The sequence below is a fragment of the Lentzea guizhouensis genome (genome assembly GCF_001701025.1).
Classification (GTDB): Bacteria; Actinomycetota; Actinomycetes; order Mycobacteriales; family Pseudonocardiaceae; genus Lentzea; species Lentzea guizhouensis.
In genome coordinates, this window is the sequence record NZ_CP016793.1 from 1146840 (window position 1) to 1159175 (window position 12336).

Sequence of the window (12336 nt, forward strand, 5' to 3'; positions counted from 1 at the left end):
GCGGAAAGTCAAAGATCACCCTTTCACCGCAATGCAGCCAGCAGATGGGACAGGTTGACACCAACGGCGTCCGCCAACCGGCGCACGACTTCCGGTGCGGGTGCCAGCGGGTGGGTGTCGCGGGTGAACGGCAGGCCTTCACCACCCGAAAACTTGGATTGCGGCGTGACGGGGGCCAGGATCGGGTAGACGCGCCAGCGCGGCACCTTGGAGTCCGCCATGGCGAGCGTGTTGTCGTTCCACAGCATGACGGCCGACTGGCGGATGTTCCGTGCGAGCACGCATCCGTGGCCCGTGAGGGTGATCGCGCGCGCGGCCGCGCGCACCGGGTTGCGGAAGTCGCCTTCCACCACCCAGACGCCGTTCATGAACTCCGCGGTGAACCCCTCGGCCTCCAGCGCCGCGATGGTCTCCGCGTGCTGGTCGTCGGCGGCGGCCGTGGCCAGTTCCACGACCTCCTGCACCTCGGTCGCCGTCACGACGCGCGCGCCGGCCTCCGTCGAGTGGTGCAGGAGGCGTTCGACGTGGCGGTCCTCCGCGTAGGCCGCCCACTCCTGCGCCTTCTCCCACGCCGTGCGCGCGATGACGTCCGCCTCGGAGCCACCACGCAGACGCGCGTCCTGCAGCAGCTGCGCGAGCACCACGGCGATCACGGAGCTCAACAGGCCGTCGTCGCGCGACTCGTCGTCTTCGGGCACGAGAGAGATGACCAGGTCACGCAGGTCCGCGCGCCAGCTCTCGTCACCCGCCCACACGCCGACGGCGAGCAGGTTCAGGTAGTGGTCCGCGATGGCCATCCGCACCAGCAACGGCTGACCGGCCGATTCACGGGCATCGCGCCGTGCGTTGGCCTTCACCTGCTGCCGTTCCGCGGGATCCACCACCGTCAGGCGGATCTTGTCGAGCTCGTCGAGGAAGTCGTCCCACCGGTCGTCCGAGAACCGGGCGAAGACGTCGTCCACCTCATACCTCCTGCTGCAGCCGAGCGACGGACTCGAGCACTCGTCTGGTGCGCGCCACTTCGTGCGCGCGGAACACCGCGGCGCCCGCCACCGCCGCGATCGCAGTCGCGACGAGGGTGCCCTCGACTCGCTCGTGCAGTTCAACGCCGAGGGTCTCCCCGACGAAATCCTTGTTGGACAACGCCATCAGCACCGGCCACCCGGTGGCGACCAGCTCGTCCGTGTGCCGCACCAGCGCGAGGCTGTGCCAGGTGTTCTTGCCGAAGTCGTGGGTGGGGTCGATGAGCACGCTCCCGCGCGGCACGCCGAGAGCGACGACCTTCTCGGCGCGCGCCGTCGTCTCCGCGATGACGTCGTTCACCAGATCCGGATAGCTCACCCTATGCGGACGCGTGCGCGGCTTGACACCACCGGTGTGTGAACAGACGTAGCCGGCCCCGTACTCGGCCGCGACCTCGGCCAGTCGCGGGTCGGCGCCCGCCCACGTGTCGTTGAGCAGGTCGGCGCCCGCCTCGCAGGCCAGCCGCCCGACGTCCGCGCGCCAGGTGTCGCTGCTGATGATGAGGTCGGGATAGGCGTCACGCACACGGGCGATGAACGGCACGACGCGACGCACTTCTTCTTCGGGGTCGACGAGGTCGCCCGGCCCGGCCTTCACACCACCGATGTCGATGATGTCCGCGCCCTCGCCGACGACCCGGTGGACGGCCTCCATGGCGACGTCCTCGGCGTAGGTGGCGCCCCTGTCGTAGAACGAGTCCGGGGTGCGGTTGATGATCGCCATCACCAGCGCGTGGTCGCGGACGACGGTCCGGCCGCGGAACTGGAGCTCGATCACATCCTGTGTCTACCAGGCGGGCCCTGACCTTTGCACATGGCGGACGTCTCATACTGCGTTGCGTGGAACTGGTGAAAGCGGTCGACGCACTGTGGGAGCGCGGCTGGTTGCCGTACGACGTTCGCGAGATGGTGTCGCGTTCGCTCGATGAGTCGGCTACCTCTCTCGTGGTGGACGTGATCGCTTTGTCCTGTTCACCGCATGCGGCCTCCACTGTGCACCCGCGCTGGCAACGGCAGCTCGACGAGATCGGTGCCGCCGTCTGGTGGGAGGGACCGCTGCTGGAGGCGTGGGCGACGCGGCACATCGAGACGCCGTCCTACGCGTCCAGGACGGCCGCTGAGCTGCTCGCGTTCCTGAACCGGCTGCCCACCCTGCCGCGGATCCTGCCGCTGCCTGGAGACGCGCTGAGCGGGCTGGTGCGCGCGGGCGCGGACTCGAAGGTGCTCAACCGGGTGCGCGGGCTGCTGGCGAAGGCCGAGTCGACGTCGTTCCCGGAGGAGGCGGAGGCGCTGTCGGCCAAGGCGCAGGCGTTGATGAACCGGCATGCACTCGAACGGGCGGTGCTGGACGCGGACCTGCCCCCGCTCGCGACGTCGCGGCGGTTGTGGCTCGACAAGGCGTACTTCAAGGAGAAGTCGCAGCTCGTGCACGTGGTGGCGGCGGCGTCCCGGTCCCGTGCGGTGGCGTACGACGGGTTCGGGTTCGTCGCTCTGGTGGGTGACGAGGTCGATCTGGAGTTCGTGGAGCTGCTGTCCACGTCGTTGTTGGTGCAGGCAACGCGCGCGATGGTCGCCATTGGCGGTAAGGCGTCGAAGGGCAGTGAGGCGCGGTCACGGCCGTTCCGCAAGTCGTTCCTGGTGGCCTACGCGGCGCGGATCGGGGAGCGGCTGCAGCCGGAGGAGCCGGTGGAGGACGAGCGGCTGCTGCCGGTGCTGGCGAACCGCAAGAAGGCCGTGGACACGATGTTCGAGGAGATGTTCACGCGCACGCGGACCACGCGAGTGACGGTGCGGTCGGCGGCGGGGTGGGGAGCGGGGCGTGCTGCCGCGGACGTCGCGGACCTGGGAACCGGCCAGAAGAGCGTGACGCGGCGCTGAGCCGCTGTTCACCAAGCCGCACAACGGTTTCCGGTGCGAACGGCCGCACCGGCCCCCGCAACCCGTTCGAGTGAACTCCCCCCGATCCGGGTCCCCGGGGGCCACCGAGGCCGAAAACCGTCAGACCCCCTCCCTAACGTCGACCCCATGCCAAGCACCTACCAGAACGAAACGAAGCTCGGCGAGGTCACGTACCGGCTGAGCGCCACGACGGACGCGGACGAGTCAGTGGTCCTCGAACTGCTGGGGTCGGCCCCGTCGGGAGAGGTGATGGCCGACGGCCGGCTGAGACTGCCGGTCGAAGGCGGAGCCGCCGTCGGCAAGATGCTGTCGCGCGTCCTCGGCGCCCACACGCGCCTGCGCGACCGCCCCACCCGCCACGCCAACGCCAACCAACCCTGGACCGAAGCCCTCGACGCCGACCTCCGCACCGCCTGGCTCGCCCCGTCGTCCGACGACGCCGCCGTCCTCATCCGCGCGCTGGCCGAGGAGATGCAACGCTCCTCGACCGCCATCCGCGCGCGCCTGCCCCGCGTCGGCTGCGACCCGGACGTCCCCGGCCGCGAGCTCTCGACCACCGCGGCTGCCCTGCTGGGGGGAATGTCAGGGCCTTCTCAGGGCAAGACCTGATTCGCCCGCCCCCTCGGCGGCGGACTCTGGAGTGGCACGCACCAGAGTCTTCAGGGGGTACACCGTGGAAATCACCGGCTTGATCAGCGCCCTGCTCATCGGCGCCTTCATCGGCGGCCTCGGCCGCCTGGTGGTTCCCGGCAGGCAACACGTCTCGCTGCTCGCGACCATCCTCGTCGGCATCGTGGCGGCCCTGCTCGGAACCGCGGCCGCGACCGTCCTCGGCGTGGCCGACACCTCCGGCATCGACTGGATCGAACTGGCCCTCCAGGTCGGCCTGGCCGGCGCCGGCGTCACCGCCCTCGCCAACCGCCGCACGACGGCACCCGTGTCCCACTGACCCCACACCCCCTACCCGTGGGCCGGCCTCCCGCCGCCCACACCCGTGTGGGCCCGCACGCCGGGCCCACACGGGCCGACCCCTCAACCGTTCGCGCTTCCCTCACACGCCCCGCAGACCGAACCGGTCAGCAACTCCCGCACGCCCACCGGCACCGCAGCGCCGCCAGACCAGCAGCCCGCACGTCCGACCGCCCAGCGGCTCACGAGTCGACCGCCAGCCTGTTCACCCCACTGGCAACCCGCCGTCCGCCGCTCCTCGATCCCACCGCGCCGCCTCGGTCCCACCAGCACTGCCGCCACACACCGCTCTCAGCAACCGCTCTCCGCGTCACACCGCGCCCGCCGCACCCCGGCCGTGCACTGATCCCGCACCCGACGCGAGCGCCCGCGCCTCAACGCGGCCCAGCACCCAACCGCGCGTCCGACCGCACGCCCGACCGCCCAGCGGCCCACACGTCGACCGCCAGCCTGTTCCCCCCCCACTGGCAACCCGCCGTCCGCCGCTCCTCGGTCCCACCACACCGCTCCTCAGTCCAACCACGACGCTCCGGTGCCACCAGCGCTGCCGCTACACACCGCTTCCAGCACCACACCACCCTCCGCGTCACACCGCGCCCGCCGCGCCCCGGCCGTGCCCCGATCCCGCACTCGACGCGAGCGCCCGCGCCTCAACGCGGCCCAGCACCTACCAGCGAGCAAGGAGACACCGCCCTACCCAGCCACGAACTCCCCCACCGCGGACCGGAAGAACACCGGGTCGTCCATCCACGGGTAGTGCCCCGCCTCCGGTTGCACGACCACCGTCGCCCTCGGCAGCATCGCGGCCACCGTCCGCACCGCGGCCGCGGTCGGCAACGGATCGACCCCGCCCGCGACCAGCAACACCGGCACGTCGAGTCCGGCGAGCTCGTCGGCCGTCGCCACCGGCGCACCCTCCGCGTAGTACGCCTGGGGCGCGTTCGGCAGGCGCAGTTCGTCAGCCAGGCGCGCGTGTTCCTGCGCCTGCGCGTCCCAGCGTCCGTAGTAGAAAGGAGCCAGCGCAGCCCAGTCCGCGGCGGCCATGCTGCCGTCCAGCACCGCCTCCAGCGCATCGACGACGCCGGTGTACCAGGGCTCGTCGGACCGCGCCGCCGCTGCTGCCCGCAACGCGGACGGATCCGGTGCCACGCCGAAAGACCGCAGACTCGGCGTCACCAGCACGAGGCGCCGGACGCGGGACGGGTACCGCAGGGCGTACCTGACCGCGATGGCCGTCCCCGCCGAGTGAGCCAGCACGTCGACCGTGTCCAACCCGGACGCGGCGCGGTAGGCCTCGACGTCGTCGACGTGGAGGTCGAAGCGCAGCATCTCCGGTGCGGCAGGGCCGGAGCGGCCGGTGCCGCGCAGGTGCAGCAGGTGCATCCGGCAGGCGATGCCGCCGAGGTCGCCCAGGTATGCCGGGGCGAGCAGCGGGCCGCCGGGCACGACGAGCAGAGGTGCGCCGGAGCCGAGTTCGTCATGTGCGAGCAGAGCCATGCTCGAGATCATCGCAAGGCGTCATGAAGGAGTGGTGCGAATCAGCAGGACGCGAACTCGTCGAGCAGGGCGGAGGCCACCTCGACGTCCGGGCTGAGCTGGCGGTCGGACATGTCCGGGTTGAGCTTCGACTCGGCGAGTTCGAAGGCCGCGCGCAGGGCGGGTGTCTCGGGCGCGATCCCGCGCAACCTCAGCGCGCGCACGGCGGCGACGATCTCGCAGGCGAGCACGAGGCGGAACGCGCCGAGTGAGCGCAGGGCCTGGCTCGCGGACTGGAAGGCGAAGCTGGAGTTCTCCTCCTGGCCGCGGGAGACGACGGCGTTGCCGATGCTCGCGGGCTCGGCCAGGGTGCGGACCTCGGCCAGGGCGGAGTTGGCGCTGTACTCGAGGATCATCACGCCCGAGCTGCCGCGCACGCCTTCTGCCAGGAACGGTTGCAGGCCGGTGAAGTTCGGCTCGACGAGGGTGGCGAGCCGGGCGGTCGAGAGGTGGCCGGTGTGCAGCAGGGCCAGGCGCATGCGGTCGAGGGCCTGGCCGAGGTACGCGCTGTGGAAGGCGCCGTGGTGGTAGGCGGCGTCGTCCTCGGGGCCGAAGTGGTCGGCGACGATGAGCGGGTTCTCGGCGGCGGCGTTGAACTCGACGTCGAGGACGCGGCCGAGGTCGGTGGCGGCGTCGACGGCGGGGCCGTGGACCTGCGGGAAGCAGCGGTAGCCGAACGGGTCCTGGATGCGGGCAGGTGGGCGGGAGGGCACGTCCAGCAGGCGGCGCATCTCGGCGGCGACGGCGACCTGGCCGGGGTGCGGGCGGCCGAGGTGGACGCGTTCGTCGTAGGCCTCGACGGCGCCGTCGACCGCGAGGAACGACAGGGCGGCGACGACCTGGGTCGCCTTGAGCAGCTCGGAGGCGTCGTGCCAGGCGAGGCCCGCCATGCCGATGGTGAGGGCGTTGCTGCTGATCAACGCGAGGGCGTCGCCCGAGTCGAGCTCGATCGGGTCCGGGGTCTGCGTGGAGCCGAGCCAGTACCGCTCGCCGATCAGGGTGAGTCCGGTCTCGGCGAGCGCGGTGAGGTCGCCGGTGCCGATGGCGCCGTACTCGTGCACGCCGGGGTAGCAGCTGCTGTTCAACGCCGCCAGCAGGGCGTCGGCCACGGCTCTGCGGACGCCGGCGCCGCCCGCGAGGAGCTGGTTCAGGCGCACGACCATCATGGCGCGCACCTGTTCCTCCGGCAGCATGCCGCCGAGGCCGCCGGCGTGGCTGCGCAGCAGGCGCAGGCCGTGCTCGGACCAGCCTTCGGTGGTGACGAGCTGGTCGCGGTTCGCGCCGACGCCGGTGGTGCGGCCGTACACCTGCCTGCGCACGACGAGGCGCTGACTGGCGCGCCACGAGGCCTCGACGCGGTCGAGCCCGTCGGCGTGCAGGAGCACCGGCGTGTGGTACCTGGCGACGCGCACGACGTCGTCGCCGCCGAGTGACCGTCCGTTCAGCACGACAGGGGTGTCATCGACCATGGCGACAATGTGAACACATAGGGTTTGAAGGTGCTCGTACTGCATGGCCTGTGCACGACCGACGGCGCTCTCGCGTTGTGGGCCGAGGATTCCGGGCTGCCCGCACGCAGTGAGAGCAGCCGCCGGGACGCTCCGCACCCGTTCGCGGTGGAGGCTGAGTCGCTCATGGCGGCGCTCGGGATCGAGGACGCGGCGGCGACCAAGCGCGGGCTGTTGTTGCCCTCGTACGCGTCGGGGCCGATGGCTTCGCCGGAGCTGGTGCGCGACCCGCTCGCGGCGGGACGGGCGCAGCGCGGCAAGGTGCAGCTCCGGCAGTGGAGCGTGCCCACGATCTCGTTCCGGGACAAGCCGGAGCTCGGGCCGGAGGTGCGGCTGAGCGACTCGGCGCGGTTCGTGTTCGACGTGGCCGGGTTCGCCGTGGACCTCGTCACGCGCGGGCGGGTGCTGCCGTCGGTCGCGCCGGACCGGCCGCGGGCGCGGTGGGTGCCGGTGCTGTCGGGCACGGACTCGGCGCGGTTCGCGGCGTTGCAGGCCGCGATGCCGCCCGCGTGCCGGTGCGAGGAGGTCGTCAGCGACCCCGCCGAACTGGTGCGCGCCGCGCTCACGACCGTGGTCGACGAGCAGGTGCGGACCCGCCTCGGTGACGTCGCGCTCGCACCGCGCCGGCGTGGGCAGCAGACGACGGCGGAGGCGTGGCTCGCCGCGCTGACCGGGGAACCGGAGTTCGACGCGGACCCCGTGGAGCTCTACGAGCTGCGCGAACAGCTCGACCGGTGGCGGCAGAGCGCGGGCAACGAGAGCCCGGTGCGCACGTGCTTCCGGCTGCGTTCACCCGAGCAGCGCGACGACGACGAGTGGGCGGTCGAGTTCCTGCTGCAGGCCGTCGACGAGCCGAGCGTGCTGGTGCCGGCGCACCAGGTGTGGTTCGCCGACGACGCCGTGCTGCGGCGCTGGATCCCGGCCCCGCAGGAACACCTGCTCGCCGACCTCGGCCGGGCGAGCCGGTTGCACCCCGACCTCGACGAGGCGTTGCGCGGCGCGCACCCGGCGCAGCTGGAGGTCGGCGCGGAGGGCGCGTACCGGTTCCTGACCGCGGCACCCGTGCTGGCGCAGGCCGGGTTCGGCGTGCTGCTGCCGTCGTGGTGGCAGCAACGGGTGCGGCTCGGGTTGAAGCTGGCCACGAAGAGCCGTGGCACGGCGGGAACCGTGGCCAAGGAGAGCGAGATCGGCCTGAAGTCCATCGTGGACTACAAGTGGGAGCTCGCGCTGGGTGAGGACACGCTCACCGACGCGGAGCTCGCCGAGCTCGCGCGCGCGAAGGTGCCACTGGTGCAGGTGCGCGGGCAGTGGGTGCAGGTCGACCAGAAGCGGCTTGCCGCGGGGCTGGCGTTCCTCAAACGCGGTGGCGGCCAGATGACCGCCGCCGAGGTGATGCTCCACAGTGGACTCACCGAGGAGGACGAGAGCCTGCCGCTGCCGCTCACGTCGGTCGAGGCGGACGGCTGGCTCGGTGACCTGTTGTCCGGCAAGGCGGACGAGCAGCTGGAGCCGGTCGAACCGCCGGCGAACTTCACCGCCCGGCTGCGGCCCTACCAGCAGCGCGGCCTGGCCTGGCTCGCGTTCCTCGACAAGATCGGCTTGGGCGCGTGCCTCGCCGACGACATGGGCCTGGGCAAGACGGTGCAGCTGCTGGCATTGGAGGCGTTGAACCGCGCGCACGGCAAACGCCCGCCCACGCTGCTGATCTGCCCGATGTCGGTCGTCGGCAACTGGCAGCGCGAAGCCGAGCGGTTCACGCCGGAGCTCTCGGTCCACGTCCACCACGGTGCCGACCGGCTCGACGGTGACGCGTTGCGCGAGGCCGTGGAGAGCCACGACCTGGTGCTCACCACCTACTCGCTGGCCGCCCGCGACGCCGCCGCGCTGGGTGACCTGACCTGGGACCGCGTCGTGCTCGACGAGGCGCAGAACATCAAGAACAGCAACACCCGCCAGTCCCAGGCGGTGCGGCAGCTCAAGGCCCGCCACCGCGTCGCGCTGACCGGAACCCCGGTGGAGAACCGCCTCGCCGAGCTGTGGTCGATCATGGACTTCGCCAACCCCGGCGTCCTCGGCACGGTCAACACGTTCCGCGCCCGCTTCGCCGTCCCGGTGGAGCGCCACAACGACCAGGACGCCGCCGCCCGCCTGCGCAAGATCACGAACCCGTTCGTGCTGCGCCGCGTGAAGACCGACCCGCGCATCATCAGCGACCTGCCCGACAAGGTCGAGGTGCGCCAGCTCTGCAACCTCACCACCGAGCAGGCCTCGCTCTACCAGGCCGTCGTGAACGACATGCTGGAGAAGATCGAGGAAGCGGAGGGCATCGGCCGCAAGGGCCTGGTGCTCGCGACGATGTCCAAGCTCAAGCAGGTCTGCAACCACCCGGCCCACTTCCTGGGCGACGGCTCCCGCGTCGCGGGCCGCTCCGGCAAGCTCGCGCGCCTGGAGGAAGTGCTCGAAGAGGTGCTCGCCGAGGGTGACAAGGCGTTGTGCTTCACGCAGTTCACCGAGTTCGGCAGCATGCTCGTCCCCTACCTCGCCGCCCGCTTCGACACCGAGGTGATGTTCCTGCACGGCGGCACGAACAAGGCCACCCGCGACCGCATGGTCGAACGCTTCCAGGACGAGAAGGGCCCGTCGCTGTTCCTGTTGTCCCTCAAGGCAGGTGGCACCGGCCTCAACCTCACCGCGGCCAACCACGTGATCCACCTGGACCGCTGGTGGAACCCCGCCGTCGAGGACCAGGCGACCGACCGCGCGTTCCGCATCGGCCAGCGCCGCAACGTGCAGGTGCGCAAGTTCGTCTGCATCGGCACGCTCGAAGAACGCATCGACACCATGATCGAGGAGAAGCGCGCCCTCGCCCAGCTCGTCGTCGGCGCGGGCGAGAACTGGCTGACCGAGCTCTCCACCGCCCAGCTGCGCGACCTGCTCACGTTGTCGGGGGAGGCCATCGGTGAGTGAGCACTGGTCCGGCGAACGCTCCCGCTACGGCAAGACCATCAAGGTCGACCACGGCATCAAGGCCAAGAGCCAGCGCGGCGACATCGCCACCACCTGGTGGTCGCAACGCTTCCTGGAGGTCCTGGAGTCGTTCGGCATGGGCGGCCGCCTCACCCGCGGCCGCAACTACGCGCGCCAGGGCCAGGTGCTGAGCCTGTCGCTGTCCACGAGCATGGTCATCGCCCTCGTCCAGGGCTCGCGCCCCACCCCGTACAAGGCGCGCATCGCGATCAAGTCCTTCACCACGCCCGAGTGGCAGCGCATCGAGCACGCCCTGGCCGGCCAGGCCCTCTACGCCGCCAAACTCCTGGCCGGCGAGATGCCCCGCGACATCGAGACCCTGTTCGCCGGCCTGGGCCTGCAGCTCTTCCCGGCCACCTCGCGCGAGCTCACGATGGACTGCACCTGCCCCGACTGGGAGGTGCCCTGCAAACACCTCGCCGCCGCCTGCTACCTGCTGGCCGAGTCGTTCGACAACGACCCGTTCGAGATCCTCGCCTGGCGCGGCCGCAGCCGCGAAGACCTCCTCGACCGCCTCCGCGCCCTGCGCGGCACCACCCGGTCGACCGTCACCCGCGAGGAGGCCCCGCCCCTCACCCAGTGCCTGGACACCTTCTGGCACCGGCAGACCGCGACCGGCATCCCGCTCGGCGACCCGACCGCGGAGGTGCGTCCGGACGCCGTGCTCGACCAGCTCGACGCGGTGCCGATCACGATCCGGCGCGACAACCTGGTGGACCTGCTCCGGCCCGCCTACCAGGCCCTGGCCGGAGGGGACGCCGAACCCGAGTAGGCCGCTGGGCACGGGCAGGGACGAGGAGTGCGGCGCGCCGGGATGCGGCTCGGGGCACAAGGCGGGGCGAGGTGGACGGGCACGGCAAGGCGCGCACGGCGGGGTGGAGCAGAGGTCCACGGCCCATCCCCGTGGCCGCGGACCCCTGGGCGCCACCAGGGCTAGCCGCCTGCCACCGAGGGCAGGATCTGGATCTCGGCGCCCGCGGGGAGCGGGGTGGCCGGGCCGGAGAGGCGGCGGCACTCCTCGCCGTTGACGTAGAAGTTCACGTAGCGGCGGAGGGTGGAGCGTTCGTCGCGCAGGCGGCGGTCGAGGCCGGGGTAGGTGTCGGCCAGGACGTCGAGGGCGGCGCCGAGGGTGGCGGGCTCGGGGACGTCGACGTCCACGTGGGAGGCGCCGTCGGTCGCCGTGCGCAGGACTCCGGGTATCAGCACGGTGACCTTCATGCGGGCACCGCCGGGGTGAGCGGAGAAACGGTGGTCACGAGGGGATCACCGCCGCGCGGACGGACATGACGTCCGGGAGGTGGGCGGCTACCTGGTGCCAGGTCTCGCCCTCGTCCGGGCTCGCGTAGACCTCGCCCGAGCGGGAGCCGAAGTAGACGCCGGGGACGTCGGCCGTGTCGGTGCACATGGCGTCGCGCATCACGGCGGTCCAGAAGGCGTCGGGCAGGCCGGAGTCGAGGGCCTCCCACGAGGAGCCGGCGTCGCGGGAGCGGTGGACGCGGCACTTGCCCTCCGGTGGGAAGCGGCGGCCGTCCGCCTCGATCGGGAAGGTGAAGATGGTGTCCGGGTCGTGGGGGTGGACGACCATCGCGAAGCCGAAGTCGGTGGGGAGGCCCTCGGCGATGGACTGCCAGGTGTCGCCGCCGTCGTCGCTGCGGTAGACGCCGTGGTGGTTCTGGGCGTAGAAGCGCGACGGGGAGGACGGGTGCTGGGCGACCTTGTGGACGCACTGGCCGAACTCGGGCCACGGGTCGGGGAGGAAGTAGGCCTTGATGCCCTTGTTGCGGGCTTCCCAGGACTTGCCGCCGTCCGCGGTGCGGTAGACGCCGCCGGTGGACATCGCGACGAGCACGCGGTCGGGGTCGACCGGGTCGGGGACGATCGTGTGGACGGCCTGGCCGCCGAAGCCCGCGCCCCACTCGGGGCGGTGCGGGTGGTTCCAGAGGCCCTCGACGAGCTCGAACGAGCGACCTCCGTCGGTGGACTTGAACAGGGCCGAGGGCTCGGTGCCCGCGTAGACGACGCCCGGCTGGGAGGCGGGGGCCGGTTGGAGCTGCCAGACGCGTTCCAGTGAGGCGTCCACCGGGAACGAGATGGGTGGCGCCTCCGACTCCTCCCAGGTGGCGCCGAGGTCGTCCGAGATGGACACACCGGGACCGAAGTGCGGGGAGGACACGCCGGCCAGCAGCCGCACGGGGCCCCGGGTGTCGAACGCGACGGCGTACACCTCCTGCATCGCGTGGTGCGGACCGTCCACCTGCCACGTCACCCGATCTTCACTGCGGGCCAGCCACAGCCCCTTCCGCGTGCCGATCGCCAGCACCACCGTCATCGCCGACCTCCTCCTAGGCTGTGATGCGGAGCACGTTACGCCTGGG

Annotated in this window: 11 protein-coding genes; 5 read left to right on the forward strand and 6 right to left on the reverse strand. The window is 71.7% G+C overall.

From position 1 onward, the window contains the following. Nucleotides 1-23 precede the first annotated feature (23 nt). Complete coding sequence (locus BBK82_RS05850) at nucleotides 24-962, reverse strand: hypothetical protein (protein ID WP_065914083.1); 939 nt, start codon at nucleotides 960-962, stop codon at nucleotides 24-26. A gap of 1 nt (nucleotide 963) precedes the next feature. Then, nucleotides 964-1800 carry a dihydropteroate synthase gene (gene folP / locus BBK82_RS05855; protein WP_065914084.1) on the reverse strand — a complete coding sequence of 279 codons (837 nt, stop codon included), beginning with the start codon at nucleotides 1798-1800 and terminating at the stop codon, nucleotides 964-966. A 62-nt stretch (nucleotides 1801-1862) separates the two neighbouring features. Here folP and BBK82_RS05860 point away from each other — a divergent pair, with 62 nt between their 5' ends. The 3 genes from BBK82_RS05860 to BBK82_RS05870 all read left to right on the forward strand — a co-directional run bounded on the left by BBK82_RS05860 (nucleotide 1863) and on the right by BBK82_RS05870 (nucleotide 3870). Beyond that, nucleotides 1863-2900, forward strand: coding sequence for a DUF2786 domain-containing protein (locus BBK82_RS05860; RefSeq protein ID WP_065914085.1), 1038 nt, complete (start codon nucleotides 1863-1865; stop codon nucleotides 2898-2900). A 147-nt stretch (nucleotides 2901-3047) separates the two neighbouring features. Then, nucleotides 3048-3530 (forward strand): hypothetical protein, encoded by a 483-nt coding sequence (locus tag BBK82_RS05865; RefSeq protein ID WP_065914086.1) that lies wholly within the window; start codon nucleotides 3048-3050, stop codon nucleotides 3528-3530. Between the two features lie 64 nt (nucleotides 3531-3594). Continuing rightward, complete coding sequence (locus BBK82_RS05870) at nucleotides 3595-3870, forward strand: GlsB/YeaQ/YmgE family stress response membrane protein (protein WP_065914087.1); 276 nt, start codon at nucleotides 3595-3597, stop codon at nucleotides 3868-3870. Nucleotides 3871-4583: 713 nt separating this feature from the next. Here the strand turns inward: BBK82_RS05870 and BBK82_RS05875 are convergent. Both BBK82_RS05875 and BBK82_RS05880 read right to left on the reverse strand, forming a co-directional pair. Then, nucleotides 4584-5387 carry an alpha/beta fold hydrolase gene (locus tag BBK82_RS05875; protein ID WP_218920583.1) on the reverse strand — a complete coding sequence of 268 codons (804 nt, stop codon included), beginning with the start codon at nucleotides 5385-5387 and terminating at the stop codon, nucleotides 4584-4586. A 41-nt stretch (nucleotides 5388-5428) separates the two neighbouring features. Beyond that, nucleotides 5429-6895 (reverse strand): aromatic amino acid ammonia-lyase, encoded by a 1467-nt coding sequence (locus tag BBK82_RS05880; protein WP_065914089.1) that lies wholly within the window; start codon nucleotides 6893-6895, stop codon nucleotides 5429-5431. A 30-nt stretch (nucleotides 6896-6925) separates the two neighbouring features. Here BBK82_RS05880 and BBK82_RS05885 point away from each other — a divergent pair, with 30 nt between their 5' ends. Together BBK82_RS05885 and BBK82_RS05890 are read left to right on the forward strand one after the other, a co-directional pair. Continuing rightward, a complete protein-coding gene (locus BBK82_RS05885) occupies nucleotides 6926-9901 on the forward strand; it encodes a DEAD/DEAH box helicase (protein ID WP_065920842.1) in 2976 nt (991 codons plus the stop codon). Beyond that, complete coding sequence (locus BBK82_RS05890; RefSeq protein WP_065914090.1) at nucleotides 9894-10733, forward strand: SWIM zinc finger family protein; 840 nt, start codon at nucleotides 9894-9896, stop codon at nucleotides 10731-10733. Before BBK82_RS05885 ends, BBK82_RS05890 begins: the two co-directional genes overlap by 8 nt. A 161-nt stretch (nucleotides 10734-10894) precedes the next feature. Here the strand turns inward: BBK82_RS05890 and BBK82_RS05895 are convergent, their stop codons facing one another. Further along, nucleotides 10895-11179: a ubiquitin-like small modifier protein 1 gene (locus BBK82_RS05895; protein WP_065914091.1), complete on the reverse strand. Its 285-nt coding sequence runs from the start codon at nucleotides 11177-11179 to the stop codon at nucleotides 10895-10897. Between the two features lie 34 nt (nucleotides 11180-11213). Further along, on the reverse strand, nucleotides 11214-12290 hold the full coding sequence (locus BBK82_RS05900) for a WD40/YVTN/BNR-like repeat-containing protein (protein WP_065914092.1): 1077 nt from the start codon (nucleotides 12288-12290) through the stop codon (nucleotides 11214-11216). Between the last annotated feature and the right edge of the window lie 46 nt (nucleotides 12291-12336).